The 23,550-nt window shown below is 75.1% G+C and carries 20 protein-coding genes; 1 reads left to right on the top strand and 19 read right to left on the bottom strand.

Features of this window, described 5'->3' with window-relative positions:
* Positions 1-207: 207 nt before the first annotated feature.
* The 18 genes from ACYQ02_RS09470 to ACYQ02_RS09555 all read right to left on the bottom strand — a co-directional run bounded on the left by ACYQ02_RS09470 (position 208) and on the right by ACYQ02_RS09555 (position 21,538).
* A complete protein-coding gene (locus tag ACYQ02_RS09470; RefSeq protein WP_460040187.1) occupies positions 208-1,083 on the bottom strand; it encodes a hypothetical protein in 876 nt (291 codons plus the stop codon).
* A gap of 44 nt (positions 1,084-1,127) precedes the next feature.
* Positions 1,128-2,138, bottom strand: a complete 1,011-nt coding sequence (gene floA / locus ACYQ02_RS09475; protein ID WP_460040188.1) for a flotillin-like protein FloA — start codon at positions 2,136-2,138, stop codon at positions 1,128-1,130.
* Between the two features lie 32 nt (positions 2,139-2,170).
* Positions 2,171-3,727, bottom strand: coding sequence for an NfeD family protein (locus ACYQ02_RS09480; RefSeq protein ID WP_460040189.1), 1,557 nt, complete (start codon positions 3,725-3,727; stop codon positions 2,171-2,173).
* Positions 3,728-3,735: 8 nt separating this feature from the next.
* Positions 3,736-4,203 carry a GatB/YqeY domain-containing protein gene (locus ACYQ02_RS09485; protein ID WP_460040190.1) on the bottom strand — a complete coding sequence of 156 codons (468 nt, stop codon included), beginning with the start codon at positions 4,201-4,203 and terminating at the stop codon, positions 3,736-3,738.
* Between the two features lie 124 nt (positions 4,204-4,327).
* Positions 4,328-4,507, bottom strand: a complete 180-nt coding sequence (rpsU, locus tag ACYQ02_RS09490; protein ID WP_460040191.1) for a 30S ribosomal protein S21 — start codon at positions 4,505-4,507, stop codon at positions 4,328-4,330.
* A gap of 58 nt (positions 4,508-4,565) precedes the next feature.
* Positions 4,566-4,910 (bottom strand): histidine triad nucleotide-binding protein, encoded by a 345-nt coding sequence (locus ACYQ02_RS09495; RefSeq protein WP_460040192.1) that lies wholly within the window; start codon positions 4,908-4,910, stop codon positions 4,566-4,568.
* 197 nt (positions 4,911-5,107) lie between these two features.
* Positions 5,108-6,400, bottom strand: coding sequence for a D-alanine--D-alanine ligase family protein (locus tag ACYQ02_RS09500; protein WP_460040193.1), 1,293 nt, complete (start codon positions 6,398-6,400; stop codon positions 5,108-5,110).
* 222 nt (positions 6,401-6,622) lie between these two features.
* Positions 6,623-7,378, bottom strand: coding sequence for an RsmE family RNA methyltransferase (locus ACYQ02_RS09505; protein ID WP_460040194.1), 756 nt, complete (start codon positions 7,376-7,378; stop codon positions 6,623-6,625).
* Positions 7,379-7,390: 12 nt separating this feature from the next.
* The gene (locus tag ACYQ02_RS09510; protein WP_460040195.1) at positions 7,391-8,518 is read right to left on the bottom strand and encodes a 50S ribosomal protein L11 methyltransferase; all 1,128 of its coding nucleotides are present in this window, start codon (positions 8,516-8,518) and stop codon (positions 7,391-7,393) included.
* 54 nt (positions 8,519-8,572) lie between these two features.
* The gene (gene dnaJ, locus ACYQ02_RS09515) at positions 8,573-9,748 is read right to left on the bottom strand and encodes a molecular chaperone DnaJ (RefSeq protein ID WP_460040196.1); all 1,176 of its coding nucleotides are present in this window, start codon (positions 9,746-9,748) and stop codon (positions 8,573-8,575) included.
* A 151-nt stretch (positions 9,749-9,899) separates the two neighbouring features.
* On the bottom strand, positions 9,900-11,834 hold the full coding sequence (dnaK, locus tag ACYQ02_RS09520; protein ID WP_460040197.1) for a molecular chaperone DnaK: 1,935 nt from the start codon (positions 11,832-11,834) through the stop codon (positions 9,900-9,902).
* A 15-nt stretch (positions 11,835-11,849) separates the two neighbouring features.
* Positions 11,850-12,737 (bottom strand): nucleotide exchange factor GrpE, encoded by an 888-nt coding sequence (grpE, locus tag ACYQ02_RS09525; protein ID WP_460040198.1) that lies wholly within the window; start codon positions 12,735-12,737, stop codon positions 11,850-11,852.
* A gap of 105 nt (positions 12,738-12,842) precedes the next feature.
* The gene (gene hrcA, locus ACYQ02_RS09530; protein WP_460040199.1) at positions 12,843-13,865 is read right to left on the bottom strand and encodes a heat-inducible transcriptional repressor HrcA; all 1,023 of its coding nucleotides are present in this window, start codon (positions 13,863-13,865) and stop codon (positions 12,843-12,845) included.
* A gap of 396 nt (positions 13,866-14,261) precedes the next feature.
* The gene (gene hemW / locus ACYQ02_RS09535) at positions 14,262-15,524 is read right to left on the bottom strand and encodes a radical SAM family heme chaperone HemW (RefSeq protein WP_460040200.1); all 1,263 of its coding nucleotides are present in this window, start codon (positions 15,522-15,524) and stop codon (positions 14,262-14,264) included.
* Positions 15,521-17,359, bottom strand: a complete 1,839-nt coding sequence (gene lepA, locus ACYQ02_RS09540; protein ID WP_460040201.1) for a translation elongation factor 4 — start codon at positions 17,357-17,359, stop codon at positions 15,521-15,523. Before lepA ends, hemW begins: the two co-directional genes overlap by 4 nt.
* A 174-nt stretch (positions 17,360-17,533) precedes the next feature.
* Positions 17,534-18,427 carry a thioredoxin family protein gene (locus ACYQ02_RS09545; RefSeq protein ID WP_460040202.1) on the bottom strand — a complete coding sequence of 298 codons (894 nt, stop codon included), beginning with the start codon at positions 18,425-18,427 and terminating at the stop codon, positions 17,534-17,536.
* Between the two features lie 259 nt (positions 18,428-18,686).
* Positions 18,687-20,837 (bottom strand): stage II sporulation protein P, encoded by a 2,151-nt coding sequence (gene spoIIP, locus ACYQ02_RS09550; protein ID WP_460040203.1) that lies wholly within the window; start codon positions 20,835-20,837, stop codon positions 18,687-18,689.
* Positions 20,838-21,208: 371 nt separating this feature from the next.
* Positions 21,209-21,538, bottom strand: coding sequence for a phage holin family protein (locus tag ACYQ02_RS09555; RefSeq protein ID WP_135224450.1), 330 nt, complete (start codon positions 21,536-21,538; stop codon positions 21,209-21,211).
* Between the two features lie 167 nt (positions 21,539-21,705).
* On the opposite strand from ACYQ02_RS09555, the gene rpsT reads away from it, so the two are divergent.
* Positions 21,706-21,978, top strand: coding sequence for a 30S ribosomal protein S20 (gene rpsT, locus ACYQ02_RS09560; RefSeq protein WP_460040204.1), 273 nt, complete (start codon positions 21,706-21,708; stop codon positions 21,976-21,978).
* 115 nt (positions 21,979-22,093) lie between these two features.
* Here rpsT and holA read toward each other — a convergent pair whose 3' ends face one another.
* Positions 22,094-23,449, bottom strand: a complete 1,356-nt coding sequence (gene holA / locus ACYQ02_RS09565) for a DNA polymerase III subunit delta (RefSeq protein ID WP_460040205.1) — start codon at positions 23,447-23,449, stop codon at positions 22,094-22,096.
* Positions 23,450-23,550: the final 101 nt, after the last annotated feature.

Genomic DNA, 23,550 nt, shown 5'->3' on the forward strand with positions numbered 1-23,550 from the left:
GTGCACAAGCCTCCGCTGAAGGTTACGGCGGGGGGCGGGGGGATATGATGGCGGCCGCAGGGGTGGCGGGAGTGGGGATGGCGAAAGCGGGGATGGCGTTCGCAGGGGCGGTGGAAGCGGAGATGGCGGGAGCAGGGCTGGCGGAAGCGGCAATGGCGGCAACCGGGATGGCGGCAGCAGGGGCCCAGCGGGCGGCCCGCGCCTCCCTCAGGGGCGCCGGGCGCCACCGGGCCCTGGGGGCACCCACGGCCGCAGGGACCGGGGCGGGCCGAGGACCTCCATCCACATCCAGGCCCGGCGCACCATGGCGCGGCGGGCCTCCGGCGCCAAGGCGGCGGCATGGACGGGCGACGGCAGGCCGGGGAGGGGCGCCGGCCCGGTAGGGGGAACGGGGGGCTGGAGGACGCCGGCCCTCCCGCCGTCCTCCGCAGGAGCGGGGCGGCTTGGGCCGGGCCGGGACGGGGCGGGCCGCTCTTCCGCCCGGGCCGCCGCCACCCGCGGCCCTTCCAGACCCCCAACCCCTTCCCCTCCGGCGGTGCCTTCGCCGCCCGGCACCCCTTCGCCGCCGGGAGTACCCTCCTCGCCGGCACGGCCTTCCGCACCTGGGGTGGCCTCCCCGCGCTGCCGGACCGGGGGCGGGAGCGCCGGTTCGTCCGGAACCCTGGGCTCGATCCGTTCCCGGAGCAGCTGTTCCATCTGCTGGAGCAGATCGCCCCAGAGGTCGCCCCAGGGGCCGCCGCCCGGCCACGCCGTGGGGGTCCGGGGCGCTTCAGCCGCCGGGCGGGAAGCCGGGCGGGCGGGTTGCCGCTCCTCCTGTGGAGGGGCTGTGGGTGAAAGCGGCTGTCCCGGCTCGCCGGCCCCATCGGGCCGCGGCACCGGCCGCTCCAGCCTCCTGGGCCCGCTGGCCGGCCCCGGGCGGGCCCCTTCCTGGCGCCGCGGCGCGGCCGGTCCCGCCGCAGGGCGCCCCTGGCCCGGCCGGCGGCGATAGTAGTCCACCAGACCCCGCACGACGCTGGCCAGGATCCCCAGCAGGATGGCGACGTCGATCCCCGACCCCAAGAGCCCCTCCAACCAGTCCGGCACGCCGCCGTTCCCCCTCCCGGGTCATGACCGGCCGCGGCCGGCGGTCAGCGGCCCTCCGCGCCCGGCGCGGTCGAACCGGCGTCGCCCTGACCCGGCCCGCCGGCCAGGGACGCCCGCATCTCCGTGTCCGCCTGCAGGTTGCGCAGCTGGTAGTAGTCGAAGACGCCCAGCCGCCCCTGCCGGAAGGCCTCGGCGATGGCCAGCGGGATCTGGGCCTCGGCCTCCACCACCTTGGCCCGCATCTCCTGGACCCGGGCCCGCATCTCCTGCTCCGCCGCCACCGCCATGGCCCGCCGTTCCTCCGCCTTGGCCTGGGCGATGTTCTTGTCGGCCTCGGCCCGGTCCATCTGCAGCTGGGCGCCGATGTTGCGGCCCACGTCCACGTCGGCGATGTCGATGGAGAGGATCTCGAAGGCGGTGCCCGCATCCAGGCCCTTGCTCAGCACGACCCGGGAGATGGAGTCCGGGTTCTCCAGCACCGCCTTGTGGTCTTCGGCGGAGCCGACGGTGGTGACGATGCCCTCCCCCACGCGGGCGATGATGGTCTCCTCCCCGGCACCGCCCACCAGCCGGTCGATGTTGGCCCGGACGGTCACCCGGGCCTTGACCCTGAGCTCGATGCCGTCCTTGGCCACGGCCGCCACCACCGGCGTCTCCACCACCCGCGGGTTGACGCTGACCTGCACCGCCTGCAGCACGTCGCGCCCCGCCAGGTCGATGGCCGCCGCCCGCTCGAAGGTCAGGGGGATCTCCGCCCGCTGGGCGGCGATCAGGGCGTCGACCACCCGGTCCACGTTGCCGCCGGCCAGGTAGTGGGCTTCCAGCTTGTCCAGGCTGACGTCGATCCCCGCCTTGTCCGCCTTGATCAGCGGGTTGATGATCCGGTGCGGCGGCACCCGCCGCAGGCGCATGCCGATCAGGGTGATGATGGGCACCCGCACGCCGGCGGCCAGGGCCGAGATCCACAGCCCGACGGGGATGAAGCTGAACACCACCGTCAGGGCAACCAGCAAGAGGCCGATGCTGACCAGGAGGATCGGCCACGAAAGGTCCACGGGTTCCTCCCCCTCCCTCGTTCCCGCCGCGATCAGGACGAACCGGCTGCGGGGCCGGCGGGCCCGGGCCCGGCCGGCGGCGGTCCCTCCGGGCCGCCGGCCCCCGCCGCCCCGGAGCGGTCCCCGGCCGCGGCAGGGTCCGGTTCCACCGCAGGACCGCCCGGTTCGGCCCCGGGGCCCTCCGGTTCCACCGCCCGCACCACCACCCGCCGGCCCTCCACCCGGATCACCTGGACGGGGGTCCCGGCCGGCAGGTACTCGCCCTCGGTCACCACGTCCACCCGCCGCCCCGCCACGGCGGCCGTCCCCGCCGGGCGCAGGGGCGTGAGGGCCCGGCCCCGCCCGCCCAGCAGGGTTTGGTCCACCTCCGTCGCGCGAAAACCCTCGGCGGCGCCCAGGCGGGTGGGCAGGGCCAGCCGGCGCCACAAGCCCCGGCGGCCGGCCACCCGGCCCAGGATCACCGCCACCGCCACGGCGACGACAAACCCGATCAGAAGCGACTGCAACCCCCGCACCGGGTCGCCGGTGGCCAGCACCACGGCGGCCCCCAGGGCCAGCAGGCCTCCCACGCCAAAGGCGCCGAAGCCGGGCACGACCAGCTCGACGGCGAGCAGGACGACCCCCACCAAAAAGAGCAACAGCACCTCCCAGCCGGCCACACCGGCCAGGAGGTGCCCGCCGAAGAACAGGGCCAGGCTGAGCAAGCCCACGATTCCGGGAAAGCCGAACCCCGGCACGTAAAACTCGGCCACCAGCCCCGCCAGGCCGATGGAGAGCAGCAGGGGAGCGACCAGGGGGTCGGTGACGAAGCGGGCCACCCGCTCCGCCGCCGTGGGCGCCAGCTCGTGGACGGGCAGGCCCGTCCAGCCGGCCTTGGCCAGCGCCTCCTGGCGGCTGGCGGCCAGCCCTTCGATGAACCCGATGGCCTGCGCCCGCTCGCCCGTCAGGGTGAGGATGTGGCCCCGTTCCACCAGCCCCGGGATCGCCACATCCTTGTCGACCATGGCGGCGGCCACCTGGGGATCGCGGCCGCGGCTGCGGGCGGCTCCCTCGAATTCGGCGCGGACGTAGGAGATGGTCTTCTCGTCGGCGGGGCGGGGCTCGGCGGCGCCCAGGGTGGCGCCGGGCGCCATGTACAGGGACGGCGCGGCGATGGCGATCAGGGCCCCCGCGGAGATGGCCCGGTCCGGAACCCAGGCGGCAACGGGCACGCCGGCGGCCACAGCCGCGTCGATGGCGTCACGGATCTCCGTGGCGCCGTCGACCCGGCCGCCGAAGGTGCTGATCTCCAGCAGCACGGCGGCCCGCTGCTCGCGGGCCCGGTTCAAGCCGCGACGGACGAACCGGGCCAGCCCCGGCTCGATGTTGCCGCGGATGGGGATGACCAGCACCTGCTCGGGTGTCCCCGCCGCCGGCGACGCGCTGGCGGCCGGCGGCGGTCCTCCGCTCCCGCCGCCGCCCACCAGGGTGGCGAGGACGACCAGCACCCCCGCCAGCCGCTGCAGGGCCTTCCACAGCCGGCCCCCGTCCACCACGCCCCGCCCCCGTTTCCCCGGTTCCTCCCCGGCCCTGCCGGTCCGCCCTTGCACGGTCCGGCCTACGCCTTCGGTGCCATGCGGCTCAGCAGCTCGCGGACGATCCGGCTGGCGTCGCTGCCCTCCGCCCGGCCGCGGATCCGGGGCATGAGCTGGCCCATGACCTTGCCCATGTCCTGGGGCCCGCGGGCCCCGACCTGGGCGATGACCTCTTCGGCCAGCAGGGTCAGCTCCGCCTCGCTCAGCGGCTCGGGCAGGTAGGCGGCCAGGACCTGGATCTCCGCCTCCATCTGCTGGACCAGGTCGTCCCGCCCGGCCCGGCGGTACTCCTCCAGGGCCTCCTGGCGCTGGCGCTTCTCCCGGGCCAGGACCTGCAACACCTCGTCGTCCGACAGGGGATGGCCGCGCTCGATCTCCTCGTTCTTGATCGCGGCCCGGGCCATGCGAATGACGGAGAGGCGGGTCTTGCCCGCCTCCCGCGCCTTCATGGCCTCCTTCATGTCCTGTTCCAGACGTTCCTTGAGGGACATGGAGAGACCTCCCCGCCCACCCGGCCCGCCGGTTTGCTAGCCGTGGCCACGGCGACGGCCGCGGCGACCCGGTCCGGGCAACGGCCTTGCCGGCGGCCGGCGGCTTCAGCGGCCCGGGCCGGCGTCACCGGCCCCGGCGGCGGCGCCGGGCGGCGTCGCTCTTCTTCTTCCTGCGCACGCTGGGCTTGTCGTAGTGCTCGCGCCGGCGCACCTCGCTGAGGATGCCCGCCTTGCGCATGGCCTGGCGGAACCGGCGCAGGGCGTCGTCCAGGGTCTCGTTCTCCCGGCGCTTGATCTCGGCCACCCCGGATCCCTCCTTCCCGACCACGACCTCCGGCCACCGGGGTGGCCGCAGGGAGCCATCAACCGGGCGGCCATCCGAGGGAGCGGCCGCCCAGGACGTGATAGTGCACGTGGAAGACCGTCTGCAGGGCATCGCGCCCGGTGTTGACGACCACGCGGTACCCGCTCTCGGCCACGCCCACCCGGCGGGCCACCTCGGGGATCACCCGCTGCAGGTGCCCGAGGACCGGGACGTCGTCGGCCCCCGCCTCGTTGAGGGAGGCGATGTGCCGCTTGGGGATCACCAGGACGTGCTGCGGCGCCTGGGGATTGATGTCCCGGAAGGCCAGGACGTGCTCGTCTTCGTAGACCTTGTCGGCGGGCAGCTCGCCCGCGACGATCCGGCAGAACAGGCAATCCGCCACGGCGTCACCTCCCCTTACCGGCGACCCGCCCCGGCTCGGCCCCGGCACCCGGGCCACCCGGCCACCCCCGGGCACCCGGCCGGTGGCCCGGGGACCGGGGTCATGATCCGTTTCGCGGCCGGCGGGGCCGCCGGGCGGCGGCCCGTCACGGGCCCGGGCGTTGCCGTCCAGTTTCGCCACCGGAGGCGCGGTGTCCTTCAGGACGGGGCCCCGTCTCCATAGGATGTCCGCAGCCGCGCCCGTTCACCATGACGTTCCAGCGCCAGCTCGATCAGCCGGGTGATCAGGTCGCGGTAGGGCAAGCCCGCGGCCTCCCAGAGCTTGGGATACATGCTCAGGGCGGTGAACCCCGGGATCGTGTTGATCTCGTTGACCAGCAAGCGCCCGGTGGCCCGCTCCAGGAAGAAGTCGACCCGGGCCATGCCGGCGGCGTCGATGGCCTGGAAGGCGCCGATGGCCAGCCTCTGCATCTCCTCCACCACCCGTGGCGGCAGCTGGGCCGGCACGATCAGGTCCGAGCCGCCCTCGGTGTACTTGGCCGCGTAGGTGTAGAACTCGTCCTTCGGCCGGATCTCCCCGGGTACGGAGGCGATGGGCTCGTCGTTGCCCAGCACGCTGATCTCCAGCTCCCGGGCGTCCACGCCGCGTTCCACCACCACCTTGCGGTCGTAGGCGAAGGCCTCCTCAAGGCCGGCCTCCAGCTCTCCGCGGTCGCGGCACTTTCGGATGCCCAGGCTGGAGCCCAGGTTGGCGGGCTTGGTGAAGCAGGGGTAGCCCAGCTGTCCCTCGATGGCGGCGAGGACGGCACCGGGTTCCCGCTGCCAGCGGGCCGCCGTCACCACCAGGAAGGGGACCACGGGCAAGCCGCGGGCCCGGAAGAGCTCCTTCATCACGGCCTTGTCCATGCCCACGGCCGAGCCCAGGACGCCCGCGCCCACGTAGGGCAGGCCGGCCAGCTCCAGGAGCCCCTGGACCGTGCCGTCCTCGCCGAAGGTGCCGTGGAGCACGGGGAAGACCACGTCCAGCGGCTCCAGCCACCGCCCCGCCACGGCCCCGGCGCGCCCCGCCGCCCCGGTTTCCTCACCGGACGAACCGGCCTCCGCGCCGCCTTCCAACACCAGCAGGCGGGCTCCCGCCGGGCCGGGCACCACGGCCAGGGGCACGCCGTCGGCCCGTTCGACCCCCCGCCCCGCCTCCAGCAGGGCGGCGGCATCCCGGGGCAGGATCCACAGGCCCTCCCGGGTGATGCCGATGGGCACGGGCTCGAACCGGTCGCGATCCATGGCCCGGTAGACCGACCGGGCCGACATGAGGGAGACCTCGTGTTCCCCCGACCGCCCGCCGAAGAGGATGCCGACCCGCAGCCGCCGCCCGGCGCCGGAGCCGGCGGCCGATCCGGGCCCGGCCCGGCGGCCGGCCTGGGGGTCCGGACCATCCCCCGCCCCGTTGCCCAGGCCGGGTTGGGTCCGGGCCGTCTCGCGCTCGTCCACGCTCTCCCCGCCTTTCCGTCGTCCGTCCGCCGGCGCCGTCCCGCGCCGCCTGGAGCACCTCTATGCACCTGTATGCCGCCGGCTCCTCCCTGCGGCCCCTTGGGGATGGACCCCTTCGCCGTACGGCTAGCCGTACGGCTGGCCGACCGGCTGGTCCGGCCGTCTCCCTCCCGGCGCTTCCGCTGCCCAGCGCCCCGCTCCGCTGCGCCCCACTTCGAACCCTCAGCCCAGGTCGCCCAGCACGTGCAGCACCAGCCCCGCGACCAGCACGCCCGCCGTCTCGGTGCGGAGGATCCGCGGCCCCAGGGTGACGACCCGGGCGCCGGCGCGGCGGGCGGCCTCCACCTCCCAGGCCTCCCACCCGCCCTCGGGCCCGACCAGGATGAGGACGCGCCGGCCCGTGGCGGGACGGCCCCAGGCCCGGGCCACCGCCTCCAGCTCCGCCCAGAGGCCCCGGGCCTCCTCTTCCTCCCAGGGCATGAGGATCAGGTCCCAGGCCTCCTCCGCCAGAAGGCGGTCCAGAGGGCGGGGGGCGTCGACCTGCGGGACCGCCGACCGCTGGGCCTGCCGGGCCGCCTCCCGGGCGATGCGCTGCCAGCGCTGCCGCCGCTGGTCCGCCCCCTGGGCGTCCGGGCGGCTGACCGAGCGGGCCGCCTGGACCGGCGCGAAGCGGGCGATGCCCACCTCCGTGCCGTGGCGGATCACCTCTTCGATCTTGGGGCCCTTGGGCAGGCCCTGGCCCAGGGTGATGGCCAGGGGCGGCTCGCTGGAGGGCAGCGGCTCCCGCGCCTCCACCCGGGGCGGCGTCTCCGCCCGGAGCCGGCCCAGCCAGCGCCGGCCGCCGGGGGTGACGGCGACCACCGGGTCCCCGTCCCGGCGGCGCAGGACCCGCTGCAGGTGGTGGGCGTCGTCGGCGTCCAGGGGAGCCACCGCGCCCGGCTCCAGTTCCCGGTCCACAAACACGTGGGGGACGAACATGCCCTTCCCGCCTCACGGCCGCCGCAGCCGCCAGGCTTCCCAGCCCTCCGCCCGGCGCCGCTCTTCCAGCTGCCAGCCCCGGGCCCGGCAGCGGCCCTCCAGTTCGGTGGTATCGGTGGCTTCGGCCAGCAGCCCCGAGAGGATCAGCACGCCACCCGGACGGGTCAGGGCGTGCAGGTCGTCGACCATGCCGGCCAGGATCTCGGCGGTGATGTTGGCGACGGTCAGGGCCGCCGGCAGGTGGGGCGCCCAGCCGGCGGGGGGTTCCCGGCGCAGCGCCGCCGGCGTGGCCACGGCCACCGCCACCCGCCCGTCCACCCCGTTGACGGCCGCGTTCTCCCGGGCGACCTTGACGGCCACCGGGTCCACGTCGACGGCCAGGACCCGCTCCGCCCCCAGCTTGGCGGCCGCGATGGCCAGGATGCCCGAGCCCGTGCCGACGTCCAGGACCACGCCCCGGGACGGGGCACCGCTTGCGGGGCCATGGCCCGGACCCCCCGGGCCGCCGCCGGCAGGGTGCTCGCTGCGGAAGCCGGCCCGGCCGCCGTCCCTATCGCCCGGGCCGCCGCCATCCAGGCGAGCGGAGACCGGGTCCTCCGGGTCGCCACCGGCAGGCGACCCGCGGCGGACGCCGGCGCGGCCGGCGTCCCCGTCGCCCGGGCTGCCGGCGCCGGCCGGTTCCTCCGCCGGGACCAGCACCTCCTCCAGCAACTCCAGGGCCAGGCGGGTGGAGGCGTGCTGGCCCGTACCGAAGGCCATGCCGGGATCCAGGATCAGGGGCACCCGCGGGCCGGGGTCGACCCGGTCCCGGTGCCAGCTGGGCACCACCATCAGGTGCCGGCCCACGGGCAGGGGCTCGAAGTAGGCCTTCCACGCCTCGGCCCATTCCTCCTCGGCCCGGGCGCGCACCGCCGGTGCCCAGGGGCCGACGGCGGGGAATACCTGGCGCACCCGCCGCCAGCGCTCCCCCAGCCGCCGGTACCGCTCCTCGAAGCCCTCCTCGGGCAGGTAAGCCCGCAGCCGCACCGTGCCGTCCCGGTCCTCCCAGACCAGGCCGGACCCGACCACCTCCACCAGGGCGGCGGCGGCCGCCTCCGCCGCCTGGGCGGGCACGTCGATCACCATCTCCAGCCAGCGCACCGGCAACCCTCCCCCCTCGGCCGGAGGCCGTCCTCCCGGCACGGCCGGGGGCCGTCAGAGGTTGAACGCATCCCGCATGCGCTGGAAGAGGCCGCGTTCCTCCGCCACGGCCTCGCCCCGCAGGCGGGCCAGCTCCAGGAGAAGCTCCCGCTCCCGGTCCGAGAGGCGCCGGGGCACCTCCACCCGGACCTGGACCAGCTGGTCGCCGCGGCCGCCGCCCCGCAGGCGGGGCATGCCCTTGCCCTTGAGCCGGATCACCTGGCCAGGCTGGGTGCCCGGCGGGACCAGGACCTCCTCCTCGCCGTCCAGGGTGGGCACCCGCACCTTGGCGCCCAAAGCGGCCTGGGCCATGCCGACGGCGACCTCGGCCACGATGTCGTCCCCCTCCCGGCGGAAGACCGGGTGGGGCTTGATCCGGATCCGCACGTAGAGATCGCCGGCGGGGCCCCCCTGCCGGCCGGGGAGTCCCTGGCCCCGCAGGCGCAGCCGCATGCCGTCGTCGATGCCGGGGGGGATGTCGATCTCCAGGGTGCGGCGCTGGGGGACCTGGCCGCGGCCCCCGCAGGCGCGGCAGGCCGCCGCCGCCAGCCGCCCCGCGCCGCCGCAACGCGGGCAGGTCTGGACGGTGACGAACTGGCCGAAGGCCGTGGCGCGGGCCGCCCGCACCTGGCCGCTGCCGCCGCACTGGGGGCAGGCCACCAGGCGCCCGCCCTCGGCCCCCGTGCCGCGGCAGGCCGCGCACTCCTCCGGCCGCTCCACCCGGATCTCGCGCCGGCCGCCCCGGGCTGCCTCCTCCAGGGTGAGCTCCAGTTCCATCTCCAGGTCGGCACCCGGGGCCGGGCCGCCCCGCCGGGACGCCCGCCCGCCACCGAAGACCGCGTCGAACAGGTCGCCCAGGCCGAAGCCGTCGAAGTCCCCGAAGTCGCCGAAGCCACCGAAGGGGCCAAAGCCACCCCCCGGCCCGCCGGCGCCGCCGAACCCGCCGGTTCCACCGCCCGGCCAGCCGGCGGGCCCCTCGGCGGTGCCGAAGCGGTCGTAGGCCGCCCGCTTCTCCGGGTCGCTGAGGACGTGGTAGGCCTCGTTGATCTCCTTGAAGCGGCGTTCGGCCTCGGGGTCGCCCGGGTTGGCATCCGGGTGGTAGCGGCGGGCCAGCCGCCGGTAGGCCTTCTTGATCTCCTCCTGGGAGGCGTCCCGGGAGACCCCCAGGATCGCGTAGTAGTCCTTCGCCACGCCGCACCTCCTCCTCACCGGGCGTCAACCCGCGGCCGCCCGGCCCGTCCCGCCGCCCGGCGGCCGGGGGCCAGGGGCACCGGCCGCCGCCCCCCTCACCGGGATCCACGTCCCGCCCGAAGGCGGCGTCCGCCCCCGGCCGACCGCGCCGTCAGTCGCCGCCGGTGCCGGTGCGCTCGTCGTCCTTGGACCGGAAGCCGGCGTCGTACACGTCCCCCGAGCTGCCCGCCGGCCCCGCCCCGCCGGACGAACCGGCCCCGCCGGCGGCGCCGGCACCGGCCGCAGCCGCCTGCTGCTCGTAGATCCGCCGGCCGATCTCCAGCAGCGCCTCGGAGAGCTCCTCGGACCGGCGCCGGATGGTGCCCAGGTCGTCGCCCTGGGCCACCTCCTCCAGGGCCTTGATCCGGTCCTCCACCCGCTGCTTCAGGCCGGCGTCCAGCTTGCCCTCGTTGTCCTTGAGGGTCTTCCGCGCCTGGTAGAGCAGGCTGTCCGCCTGGTTGCGGGCCTCGATCAGCTCCTTGCGCCGCCGGTCCTCCTCGGCGTGCTGCTCGGCCTCCTTGATCATGCGCTGGATCTCGTCCTCGCTGAGGCCGCCCTGGGACTGGATGGTGATCTTCTGCTCGCGCCCCGTGCCCAGGTCCTTGGCCCGCACGTGGACGATGCCGTTGACGTCGATGTCGAAGGTGACCTCGATCTGGGGCACGCCCCGCGGCGCCGGCGGGATCCCGTCCAGGATGAACCGGCCCAGGGTCTTGTTGTCCCGCGCCAGGGGCCGCTCGCCCTGGACCACGTGGATCTCCACCCGGGTCTGGCCGTCGGCGGCGGTGGAGAAGATCTTCGACTTCGACGTCGGGATCGCGGTGTTGCGCGGGATCATGGGCTCGACCACGCCGCCCAGGACCTCGACACCCAGGGTCAAGGGCGTCACGTCGACCAGCACCAGGTCCTTGACCTCGCCGGCCAGCACCCCGCCCTGGATGGCGGCGCCCATGGCCACCACCTCATCGGGGTTGACGCCCTTGTGGGGCTCCTTGCCGAAGAACTCCTTGATCGCCCGCTGCACCGCCGGGATGCGGGTGGAACCGCCCACCAGGATGATCTTGTCGATGTCCTCGGGCTTGAGCCCCGCGTCCTCCAGGGCGCGGCGGGTGGGCCCCATGGTGGCCTCCACCAGGTCCGCCGTCAGCTCTTCGAACTTGGCCCGGGTCAGGGTCATGTCCAGGTGCTTCGGCCCGCTGGCGTCGGCGGTGATGAAGGGCAGGTTGATGTTCGTGCTCAAGGTCGACGAGAGCTCGATCTTCGCCTTCTCCGCCGCCTCCTTGAGCCGCTGCAGGGCCATGCGGTCCTGGCGCAGGTCGATGCCGTGCTCCTTCTTGAACTCCTCGGCCAGCCAGTCGATGATCCGCTGGTCGAAGTCGTCGCCGCCCAGGTGGTTGTTGCCGCTGGTGGCCCGGACCTCGAAGACGCCGTCCCCCAGCTCGAGGATGGAGACGTCGAAGGTCCCGCCGCCCAGGTCGAAGACCAGGATCTTCTGGTCCTCGCCCTTGTCCAGGCCGTAGGCCAGGGCCGCCGCCGTGGGCTCGTTGATGATGCGCAAGACCTCCAGGCCCGCGATGCGGCCGGCGTTCTTCGTCGCCTGGCGCTGGGCGTCGTTGAAGTAGGCGGGGACGGTGATGACCGCCTGGGTGACCGGCTCGCCCAGGTAGGCCTCGGCGTCCTGCTTGAGCTTGCGCAGGATCATGGCCGAGATCTCCTCCGGCGAGTAGAGCTTGCCGTCCACCTCCACCCGGGCGTCACCGTTGGGCCCCTCCACCACCTTGTAAGGGACCCGGCCGGCCTCGTCCCGCACCTCGCTGAAGCGGCGCCCCATGAAGCGCTTGATCGAGAAGATGGTGCGCTCGGGGTTGGTGACGGCCTGGCGCTTGGCCACCTGGCCGACCAGCAGCTCGCCGCCCTTCGACCAGCCGACCACCGACGGGGTCAGGCGGCTGCCCTCGGCGTTGGTGATCACCGTGGGCTCGCCGCCCTCCAGCACCGCCACCACCGAGTTGGTCGTGCCCAGGTCGATGCCCACCACCTTGCCCATGCCACGTCGCCTCCTCTAGGACCCAGCCTCCATCATGGGCGTACCGGGTGTCTTCCCCCTGCCTTCTTCGCCGCCGGCCCGGCCCGCCGTTGATCCCGGGCCGGTCCCTCCGGCGCTGCCCTCCTCGGGGGGCGTCCCGTCACCAGCTCCTGCGGGGACCCCCTCCGGCGACGGCGGCGCCGCAGCCGCCCCGGCCCCGTCTCCACCGGCACCGGCGGCCGCCGGCGGGGCCACCGCCACCTTGACCATGGCCGGGCGCAGGGTTCGTCCCCGGTAAAGGTAACCCCGTTGGAAGACCTCGATCACCGTGCCGTCGGGGTGCGCGTCGGTCTCCACCCGGGCCACCGCCTCATGCCGGTAGGGGTCGAAGGGCTGGCCCTGGGCCTCGATGGGTTCGACCCCCGCCTGGCGCAACACGTCCAGGAACTGGCGGTGGACCATGGCGACCCCCTGGGCCAGGGGATGGCCGTCGTCGCCGGCGGCAGCCAGCGCCCGTTCCAGGTTGTCGACCACGGGCAGCAGGGACCGGGCCAGTTCGGCCTCGGCCTCCTGGCGCCAGCGCCCCTGCTCTTCCAGCATGCGCCGCCGGTAGTTGGTGAAATCGGCCTGGAGCCGCCGCAGCTGGTCCAGGGCCTCGTCGGCCCGGCGGCGGGCGGCGTCCGCCGCCGCCCGGGCGGCCGCGGCCTCGGAACGGGCCGCCTCCGCCTCGGCCCTCGCTTCCGCCAACTCCTGGCGGGCCGCCGCCAGGGCGGCCCGGGCCTGCTCCAGGTCCAGGGCCTCCCCGGCCGGGTCCTCCGCGGCGGGAGCCTCCGGGGCGCGCCCGCCGGCCGTCCCCGGGGGAGTCGCGGCGGGGTCCGGCTCCTGGGGGTTCGTCCGCGTCGCGCCTGTCGCGTCCTCTGTCACGATGGGCCCTGCCTCCTTCCCGTCGCCCGTCGCCGGCCGGTCCCGGACAAAAAAGCCCCGCCACCGGCTGGCAGGGACGGGCCATCCATCCGGCGGCGGGTCCGGTCACCGCACCGTGCGCTCAAGGGCCTCCGTCAACAGCTGCGCCAGCAGCTCCATCAGGCTGGTGATCCGGGGGTAGTGCATCCGCTTGGGGCCGAGGACGGCGATGCGACCGGCCACCTCACCGCCCAGACGGTACGTGGCGCTGACCACGCTGCAGTCGTACAGATCCGGATACGGGTTCTCGTGCCCGATGGTGATCACCAGTTCCTCGTTGCCCTGCCGGCCCAGGAGATCCCGCACCAGCTCCTGCCGCTCCACCAGGCCCAGCACCGCCTGGGCCCGCTCCAGGTCCTGGAACTCCGGCTGGCGGAAGAGCCGGCGGGTGCCCAGGACGAAGACGGGATGGTCGTCGTCGGAGGCCGGCGGCCGCAGGGCCTCCAGCGCCACCTCCAGCAGGGCGCCGCAGGCCGCCAGCTCCTCGTAGAGCTCCCGCAGCACCGTGTGCCCCACCCGGTCCAGGGTGAGCCCCGCCAGGCGCCGGGTCAGGACGGCGGAGATCCGCTGCAGGTCGGCCTCGCTGGCCGGCTCGGGCAGGTCCAGCAGCCGCTGCTGCACCAGGCCCTCGTCGGTCACCAGGACCAGCACCGCTCGGCGCTCGCTGAGGGGCAGCACCTGCAGGTGCCGGAAGGTGACCGGTTCCACCCGCGGCGCCTCGACCAGGGCCAAGCAGTCCGTCGCCTCGCTGAGGACCTGGGCCGTCTGCCGCAAGAGGCGGCCCACCTGGTCGACCCGCTCGGCGTACAGGCGGCGCAGCCGCTCGACCAGTTCCGGCGGCGGCACCACGGTGTCCATCAGCATGTCGACGAAGAAGCGGTAGCCGCGGTCGGACGGGATCCGCCCGGCGGAGGTGTGGGGTTGCTCGAGGAAACCCATCTCCTCCAGGTCCGCCATCTCGTTGCGGATGGTGGCCGGGCTCACCCCCAGCCCGTACTTGCGGGCCAGGGTGCGGGAGCCGACGGGCTCCGCCGTGTCGACGTAGTCCTCTACCACGGCCTTGAGGACCTGTTGCTTGCGCCGGTCCATGGCGATCCCCCCTCGGCTCCGGGACGGCCCTGGCGCGCTGGCGGCCCGCGGCCCTTAAGGGCCGCCCTGTGAGCTGCCCGGGCCCGCCCGGCGGAGGCCGAGCTGCCTCCCGGACACCGGGCCGGATTAGCACTCGATATCCGAGAGTGCTAACGATCCTCTTTACAAGGTAGCACCGCGGGCGGCCTGCGTCAATGCGTCGCCGTCCCGGGACGATCCGGCCCCGGCCCGTCGGCCCCGGCCCGCTGCGGCCTGCCGCCGGCGGGCGGCGTGGCCACGGGCGGTGCCGGCGCCATGGATGGCCGGCGCCCCGGAGGAGGGGTATGGACGGGTGGGGGCAGCGGCCGGGATGGGTGGTCGGCCCCCGGCCTGCTGGCGGAAGGGGATGGTGGGCGGTCAGCGGCCGGCCTCGGCCGGTTCGTCCCCTGTGGCGACGAAGTGCTCCAGCACGCTGTTGGCCACCGGGACCGCGTGCGGGGCCAGGCGCAGCCGGCCGCCCTCCCGGACGAGCCAGCCCTCCGCCAGCAGCCGGCGGACGGCCTCCGGGAAGGCCTCCTGGGGGGTGAGCCCGAAGCGCCGGGCGAAGCGGGCCTCGTCGACCCCCGCCGCCAGGCGCAGGCCCAGGATCATGGTGTCCTCCATGGCCTGCCGCCGGCCGACGGGCTCCCGCAGGTCGACGGGCGACCGTCCCGCCTCCAGGCAGGCCGCATAGGCCACGGGGTGGAGCCAGTTCCGCCGCCGCTCGCCCTGCCAGCAGGACCAGGCCCCGGGGCCGGCGCCCAGGTACGAACCGTTGAGCCAGTAAACCCGGTTGTGGACGGACTCCCGGCCCGGCCGGGCGAAGTTCGAGATCTCGTACCGGACGAACCCGGCCGCCCCTAGCCGCTCGCCGGCCCGGTCGAACATGGCCCGCTCCTCGTCCTCCCCGGGCAGGTCCAGCTGGCCGGCCTCCCACCGCCGGTGGAAGGGCGTGCCCGGGTGCAGTTCCAGGCCGTAGCAGGAGACGTGCTCGGGCGCCAGGGCGATCACCGCCTCCAGGGACGCCTCCCACTGGGCCAGGGTCTGGCCGGGCAGGCCGAAGATCAGGTCCACGTTCACGTTGTCGAACCCGGCCCGCCGCACCCGGTCGTAGGTGGCGCAGAAGTCCGCCCAGGTGTGGTCGCGGCCGATGGCCTGCAGGAGCTCGTCCTGCACGGCCTGCAGCCCCAGGCTGAGCCGGGTCACCCCGCCCTCCCGCAGGGCCCGCAGCCGGTCGCCGTCCAGGGTGCCGGGGTTGCACTCCACCGTGATCTCGGCCCCCGGGGCCAGGGCGAAGTGGCGGCGCACCGCGGCCAGCAGCCGCTCCAGCTCGGCCGGCTCCAGGATCGACGGGGTCCCCCCGCCCACGAAGACCGACACCAGCGGCCGGGTGAGGGCGGGATCGGCGGCCAGCAGGGCCAGCTCCCGCTCCAGGGCCGCCAGGTAGCGCGCCTTGCCCTCAGGGTCCAGCAGGTAGGTGTTGAAGTCGCAGTAGTGGCAGCGCTGGCGGCAATAGGGGACGTGGATGTACAGGGCGGGGCCGGCGTCCCACTCGGGCCAGGAGCCGCCAGCGGCGATCGCCTCCTGGGCGCGCCCCGCCGCCGGGGCCGGGTTCGTCCCCGCGCCCCGTCGCCGGCTCACCGGCCCCCGCCTCCCCGGGGCTCGTCCACCCGCAACACGGCCATGAAGGCCTCCTGGGGGATCTCCACCCGGCCCACCTGCTTCATCCGCTTCTTGCCTTCCTTCTGCTTCTCCAGCAGCTTGCGCTTGCGGGTGACGTCGCCGCCGTAGCACTTGGCGAGCACGTTCTTCTTCAGGGCGCGGATGGTCTCCCGGGCGATGACCCGGGAACCCACCGCGGCCTGGATCGGCACCTCGAAGAGCTGGCGAGGGATCAGTTCCTTGAGCCGCTCCACCAGGGCGCGGCCCCGGGCGTAGGCCTTGTCCCGGTGGACGATGACCGACAGGGCGTCCACCAGCTCCCCGGCCACCAGCACGTCCAGGCGCACCAGGTCGGACTCCCGGTACCCCTCCAGGTGGTAGTCCAGGGTCGCGTAGCCCTTGGAGCGCGACTTCATCTGGTCGAAGAAGTCGTACATGATCTCCGCCAGGGGCATCAGGTACTCCAGCCGGACCCGCCGGGTGTCCAGGTATTCCATGTTGACGAACTCGCCGCGCCGGTCCTGGCAGAGCTCCATCAAGGTGCCGACGTAGTCCTTGGGCGTGAAGATGGAGGCCCGCACGTAGGGTTCCAGGAACGCCTCGATGCGGTCCCGGGGCGGCAGCTCGGCGGGGTTCTGGATCTCCACCTCGCTGCCGTCCCGGAGCCGGACCCGGTAGACCACGCTGGGCGCGGTGGTGATCAGGTCCAGGTCGTACTCCCGCTCCAGCCGCTCCTGGACGATCTCCATGTGCAGCAGGCCGAGGAACCCGCAGCGGAAGCCGAAGCCCAGGGCCTCCGAGGTCTCCGGTTCGAAGACCAGGGCGGCATCGTTGAGGTGCAGCTTCTCCAGCGCCTCCCGCAGCCGGTCGTAGTCGCCCGGGTCCACGGGGTACAGGCCCGTGAAGACCATGGGCTTGGCCGGCTGGTAGCCGGGCAGCGGCGCCGCCGCCGGCCGGTCGACCAGGGTGATGGTGTCGCCCACCCGGCAATCGCGCACGTTCTTGATGCCCGCGGCGACGAAGCCCACCTCGCCGGCGGCCAGTTCGTCCACGGGCACCAGGAGGGGCCGGAAGGTGCCCAGCTGGTCGACCTCGAACTCGGCCCCCGACGCCATCAGGCGGATCCGGTCGCCGGGGCGCAGCCGCCCGTCCCGCACCCGAACGTAGGCGATGACGCCGCGGTAGGGGTCGTAGTGGCTGTCGAACACCAGGGCCCGCAGCGGCGCCTCCGGGTCGCCCGCCGGCGGCGGGATGCGCTGGACCACCGCCTCCAGGAGCCCGTCGACGCCGGTGCCCTCCTTGGCCGAGACCAGCAGCACCTCCTCCGGGTCGAAGCCCAGGTCGGCCAGCTGCTGGCGCACCTCCTCGGGCCGGGCGGCGGGCAGGTCGATCTTGTTGATCACCGGGATCAGGGTCAGGCCGGCGTCCAGCGCCAGATACAGGTTCGCCACCGTCTGGGCCTCCACGCCCTGGGTGGCGTCGACCAGCAGGATCGCGCCCTCGCAGGCCGCCAGGGCCCGGGAGACCTCGTAGCTGAAGTCCACGTGGCCCGGCGTGTCGATCAGGTGCAGGGTGTACTCCTGCCCGTCCCCGGCGCGGTAGAACATGCGCACGGCCTGGGCCTTGATGGTGATGCCCCGCTCCCGCTCCAGCTCCAGCATGTCCAGCACCTGGTCCCGCCGCTCCCGCTCGCTGATGGTGCCCGTCCGCTCGAGCAAACGGTCGGCCAGGGTGGACTTGCCGTGGTCGATATGGGCGATGATGCAGAAGTTGCGGATCCGGGCCTGGCGGCCCTCTCCGGCTGTCTGGTTCATCCTGGACGATGACCTCGCGTCGTGGGGATGGCTGTCCATCCGGGACGGGTGACGGTCCCCGCCGGGTTCGGTGGCCGGGGCGTCCCGTCGCCATGGAGCCGGCCCCGGTGCCGGTCCACGGCCCGGCCGGGGCTTACCGGTCCCGGCGGGGTTCCGACCCCGCCGGGCCGGTCCTCAGCGGGGCGGGATCCCCAGGGCCTGGGCGATGGCCGACCACAGCATCTCGTCGGGAACGGCCCCGTCCAGGGCCACCCGGTCGTTGACCACGGTCTTGGGCACGGCCCAGACCTGGTACTGGCGCGCCAGCTGCGGGAAGGAACTGGCCTCTACCGCTTCGGCCACCACCCGGGGGCTGGCCAGGGCCAGTTGCATGGCGGAGCGCACGGCCCGCGGGCAGTGGGGTCACGTGGGGGTGAAGAACACCCGCAGGTGCACGGTCTCCGCCGCCGCCTCCAGCAGGGCGAGCCGCTCGGGGTCGAGGGGACCTGCCCCATCGAGGACGCCGGCCGCGCCCTCCCCGGCGGGCGGCGCTCCGTCTGCGCCCGGCCCGGAAGCCGCCCGGCTCTCGGTCCCAGCCCTCGCCTCGGCCTCCGTGGCCCCGGGTTCCGGGCGCGCCCCCGCCTGGCCGGGAGCAGGATCGGGCGCCGGCGCCGGACCCGCCTCCGCCGGCCCGGCTTCCCGGCCGGCCGGCGACGCCGGTCGGGATCCGGCCCGGCCGGCCTCCGCCAGCACCTCCAGGAGGCTGGCGAACTCGTACCCCAGGGGTGCGCCGACGAAGCGCACGCGGCCGCCCGCGCGGCCGTGGATCACCAGGGTCGGGGTGTACTGGACCCCCAGCGCCTGCCCCCGGTCCGCCTCCCGGTCCAGATCCCGGACGGTCAGCCGCAGGTGGGGGCTGAGGGTGCAGACCTCCTCCAGCAGCTGGACCGTCTCCTCGCAGCGCGGGCACTCCCGGCCCGGGATGATCAGGCGGGTATCACGGACGAACAGTTCGAGCTCGACGGGACCCTCCAGCGCCTCCAGGCGCCGGGCCACCGCTTGCCGCTGGGACTCGGCCAGGATCGCCACAGGCCATCGCCTCCCGGGCACGCGGCGGTTCCCGGCCGGCCCCGGCCGGGAACCGCCGCTACCGATGAGCATACCGGCGATGGCCCGGGGTCACAAGCCCGCCGCCGGGGCGGGCGCCGCGGCCGGGGCGGGCCCGCGGCCGCGGCGCCCGGGCTGGGCGCGGGGCCCTCCGCCGGGGCCGGGCGCAACGACGGCGGGCCTCACCACGGCCCAGCCCCACCCCAGCCCCCGCCCCAGCCTTCGCCCCGGCACCCGGCCCTCACCGGGGCGGCGCCACCCCTGGCGGGCACTGGAAGGGCCGGTCGGCCTGGGGCACCTTGCCCGCCTCGATCACCGCCGCCAGGGCCTCGGCGAACATGCGGGCGCTGCGGTCCGCCTCTTGCGGGGTGTTCCCGTAGCCGCCGATCTCCACCAGCACCGCCCCCGGCCGCACGTGCTGGTTGTAGCGGTTGTCGGACACCAGGACGCCCTTGACCAGGCCCGGGTAACGGCGGTTCAGTTCGGCCACGAGCCACTGGACGAAGCAGTAGTTCTTCTTCCACTGCGGGTGTTCCAGGCGACGGTCGGTTCCCACCACGAAGAGGATCCCCGCCGCCGGCTGGCCGCCCACCCGGACCACCGTGGACTCCCGGGGAATCCCGTCCCGGTGGACGTCCACCACCACGTCCACGCTGGGATACCGGTCGAGGACGCCGGGTTCATCCCCGCCGCCCACCAGGGCCTTGAGGGAGCGCTGGTAGTTGCCGATCCGGGTCACCCGCTGGCCGTCCCGGTCGAAAACCTGGCGCAGGTGGACGGCGCCGATGCCGCGTTCCTCCAGCACCTGCTGGATGACGGCCCCCGCCCCCACCACGCTGGCACCGGGATCGCTGGTGAAGGCCTCCACCGCCGGGTCGAACCCCGCCCCGGCCGGCACGGCGCCCACGTACGCCTCGCTGGTGTGGGTGTGGTAGATCAGCACCCGCGGCCGGTCGCCCGTCACCGCCACCTCGTCGCCACCGGCGGCGGCCGCCGGCGGCCGGAACCTGGGCAAGCCGCCGGCCAGGATGTCGGGCGGCGCCAGCCGGCCGACCACCGGACCGCCCTCCTCCTCGAAGACCTCCAGGTGGTGCTCGCCGGGGAACTGGGCGGCCACCAGGGTCAGGGGCTCGTCCAAACGAACGCCGCTCACCTTTTCCGTCAGCAGGTGGACCAGGCGGCGGCCCAGGTCCGCCCCCTCCGGCCCCCCATCCCCGGACGAACCCGGCCACACCGCCCGCAGGGCGGCGCGCCAGCCCCAGAGCCGCTCCCCCAGGGCCTGCCAGAGATCGGGCTCGGCCGGCTCGGCGGGCCCGGCGGCCGCACCCGGCGCCGCGCCGCCGGCCAGGCCGGGGGTCGAACCGCCGCCAGCACCGCCACCGCTCCCCTGGGGCGCGCCGGTGTCCCCCGATCCCGCTCCGGCCCCCGAGGCCGGATCCCCGGCGCCGCCGGCTCCGCTCAGGGCGGGCACGGCCGGCTCCCGGCCGGGCGCGCCGGGCACCTGCTCGCCCGCCACGGGGCTCCCGGGGGCACCGGCCCCCGGGGGGTGCGACCGGTCCCAGGGCAGGCCGCCGCCCAAACCAGCCAGGAACAGGAAGACCGCGGCCACCAGGCCGGCGTAGGTGGCGATCAGGGCCCAGGGATCGGCCGGCCGGCGCCCCGGGGACGGCCGGTCGGGGTCGCCGCCCGGGGCGGTTCCTCCGCCACCGTCGCCTGATCTCCCGGCGGCGGCATCGGGGGCAGCGCCGGCGGTGCCGTCCCGGGGAGGGGCGGCGGCGCCGTCCCGGGGCGTGCCGGCGGCGCCGGCACCGGCCGCGACACCGGGACCTCGGCCGGCACCGGCGCCGGTCGGGGCGGCCGCGGCACCGGCCGGGGCGGCTGCGGCGGTGCCAGCCCACCCGCCGGCGGGGCCGGTGGCGGCGGTGGCCGCCATCTCGGCGGCGGCGTGGGCCGGTTCCTCCGCCCGCCGCGGCCCCGCCCCTGCCGCAGGGCCGGGGTCCGCCGGGGCGAGCCGCCGGGTGGTGCCGGCGATGCCCGTTCCCTGGGCCGTGGTCTCCCGCCCCCGCGGGTCTCGGGCGGCGGCTTGACCGGTGGTGCCGCCGGCACCGCGCCGGTCCGGGGCCGCGCGGCGCAGGGCCGGTCGTCCCAGGGCGGGCGGGGCCGTCGCGGCCCACTCAGGGCCTGTCCCCTTGCCGGGCGGGGCCGGGACCGGGGCCCCGGCGTCACCGGAAACGGGCAGCCCCTCCGCGCCGGCCGGTTCGGGAGCCGTCCTCCGGGGCGACGGAACCGGCGGCGAGGTGGATGCGGGATCCCCCTCTTGGGGTTGCGCCGTCGCTGGGGGATCCGCCTGGGCGGGTGCCTTGGCGCCTGCCGTGGGCGGCGCCATCCTCATCGCCTTCGGCTCCATCGTCGCCGGATCGCTCGTCGCGGGGGTGGAACGGCCGTCATCCTGGGGAACCCCTGCCGCCGGGCCGTGCGCAGGAGGCCGGTCTGCGGGCATGGCTGTCCCTCCATTCGCCTCCGCAGCACACCTATGCGTGGGGGAAGGTGGTCATGCCGGGGGTCGCACCCCACCCCGGTCGGGGGGCGGAGCCGGCGAAAGGCAGGGCGGGCGAAAACGGCAGGGATCCCAGAAATCCCAGCAAAAGGCCCGGGACCGCTCAAGACCCAGGCCTTGGACGGAAGGCTTGGACGGAAAAGGCCCGGGAGCCGGTGTCCCGGGCCCGCGCCGGCGCCGGCCGGCGCACGCTGGACAGCGTTCCCTCAGCGCAGTTCCGTGGGCACGAAGGCGTCGATGATGCCGATGATCAGCGAGGCCAGCAGGGCCCCCAGGATGGACACGCTCATGCCGGGCACGATGAACTGGACGGCGTAGATCACCACGGCCGCCGTCAGGAAGCCGACGAGCCCGCGGGCCTGCGGCGAGATGTTGCGCCCGAGCAGCGCCTCGATCAACCAGCCGATGGCGGCGATGGCCACCGCAGCCAGCAAGGCGTTGACGAAGCCCATGATCCGGAAGCCGGGCACCAGGAACCCCACCAGCAAGAGGACGATGGCCGAGACGATGAAGCGGATGATGGCGCCGATCACCACCAGGGTCACTCCTTCCAGCCGCTTGCTCCTTCACCGGCTGTAGGCTAACCCTTCGGTGGAGCCCCTATTCCCGGTTGCCAGGAAACGCTGGTCGCCGGTCCCGCCGAGCCCCTTGCTCCGCCCGGCCCCGTGGATTAACATGAAAGTCTGGCACGGAGGTGAAGAAAGTGCCCAACACCCGTTCGGCGCGCAAGCGGGTCCGGATCGCGGAGCGCAACCGCCTGCGCAACAAGATGTACAAGACCCGCATCAAGACGGCCATCCGGCGCCTCGAACAGGCCCTCTCCGGCGGGGACGAGGGGGCGATCCAGACCGCCCTGCGCCGGGCGCTGAGCGCCATCGACCGGGCCGCCCTGCGGGGAGCGATCCACCGCAACGCCGCGGCGCGGAAGAAGTCCCGCCTGATGCAGCGGCTGAAGAAGCTGGGGCGCGTCTCCTGAAGCGAAGGTCGTGCCCGCCCAAGGCTGCCGCAAACGCCGGATTCGCCAAATTTCTCCATCCGCTCCTCACCATGGCCGCTTCTGACGGGAAGCGGCTTGTTTTTCAACCGGCGTTTTATCGGCCGGCGTAGTACGTACCGCCCCCGCGCCGGCCCCACGACGCACCGCCGCGCCCCGTGCGTCCCCTCGCCGGCGGCGGGCCGGCCGGTGCGGCCTGCCCCGCGGTCGCCCCACCGGGGGCCCCTATGCCGGACAGGATCCAGACCAGCCGCTCCAGGCCGAGGCGGGCCGGCCAGCGCCCCTGCTTGATGCCCACGTCGGTCTCGAGGACGGCCTCCAGGGCCGCCACCGCCCGCTCCGGCGACATGGTCCGGGCCTGCTGCCACGCCTTGCGCGCCACAAAGGGGTGCAGCTGGAGCACCTCCTGCAGGCGGGCCGCGTCAGCCCCCTGCCGGCGCAGGCTGGCGGCATAGGCCAGGATCCGGTACTGGCGGGTGATCAGAGCCAAGAGGCGCAGGGGCGGCTCGTTGCCGTCCAGAAGGCGACCCACCAGCTCCATGGCCTGCCGGCGGCGCCCGGCGACGATGGCGTCGACCAGCTCGAAGACCCCGGCCGTGGCCACGGCCACCCCCACAGCGCGCAGGTCGGCGGCGCCGATCCGGGGCTGCGACCCCACGTAGGTCGCCACCTTGGCGATCTCGCTCTCCAGGCGCTGCAGATCGGGCTCCCCCGACTCAACCAGCCACGCCACCGCCTCGGGTTCCAGCTCCTTCCCCCAGGCGGCGGCCCGCTGGACGAGCCAGCGCGCCAGGGCCTCGTCCCGCAGGGGGTGGCAGGCCACCGCCCAGCCCTGCTGCCGCAGGCGCCGGACCACGGCCCGCCGCCCGTCCAGGTCCGGCGGGTGGCAGATCACCAGGACCGAAGTCGGCGAGGGATCCTCCAGGTACTCGAGCAGGGCGCCGTCGACGGCCTCCCCAGCGCTCCGCCCCCCACCGGCGGACGAACCGGCACGACCCCGCCCCGGCCGTCCCTCCCCGGCGGCCCCGGCCGGCCAGGGGGTGGCGGCATCGGCGCCTTCGTCGCCGTGCGCCGTGTCCCCCTGCCCCCCGGTGCCGGCCCGGCCGGCCCCGGAACGGCCGTCGCCGTCCCGGCCGCCTTCGGGGCCGGCTCCACCGCCACCGCCCGCCGCGCCCCCGCGGCTGGCCAGCCAGGCCGCCTCCTTGACCACCACCAGGCGGCGCTCGGCCAGGAAGGGGATGGTCCGGGCCTGTTCCACCGCCTCGGCGGGCAGGGTCGCCCGGCCGTCCAGCTGGGCGTAATTCAGCACATCGTCCCCGGGCAGCAAGGCCGTCCGCAGGGCTCGTACGATGGCGTCGTGCCAGTAGGTCTCCGGCCCGTGCAGCACGTAGACGGGCTCGATCGCTCCCCGTTGGATGGCCGCCAGGACCTCGGCGGCAGGTCGGGATTCCAAGGGCGTACCCCCCAGGGGTGTACCGGCTGTGAAGGCATCACCCCGATGGTACCCGACGGAGGTGGAACGCGGCAGCCGTCTTCCTTCCCGCGCCCCACCGG

This window comes from Thermaerobacter litoralis (assembly GCF_054654595.1).

Coding starts and splice junctions, on each gene's coding strand:
- ACYQ02_RS09485 (WP_460040190.1), bottom strand. CDS start 4,203: ATGTCCCTCAAGGAACGTCTGGAACAGGACATGAAGGAGGCCATGAAG.
- ACYQ02_RS09505 (WP_460040194.1), bottom strand. CDS start 7,378: ATGTTCGTCCCCCACGTGTTTGTGGACCGGGAACTGGAGCCGGGCGCG.
- dnaK (WP_460040197.1), bottom strand. CDS start 11,834: ATGGGCAAGGTGGTGGGCATCGACCTGGGCACGACCAACTCGGTGGTG.
- hrcA (WP_460040199.1), bottom strand. CDS start 13,865: ATGGACCGGCGCAAGCAACAGGTCCTCAAGGCCGTGGTAGAGGACTAC.
- lepA (WP_460040201.1), bottom strand. CDS start 17,359: ATGAACCAGACAGCCGGAGAGGGCCGCCAGGCCCGGATCCGCAACTTC.
- spoIIP (WP_460040203.1), bottom strand. CDS start 20,837: ATGAGGATGGCGCCGCCCACGGCAGGCGCCAAGGCACCCGCCCAGGCG.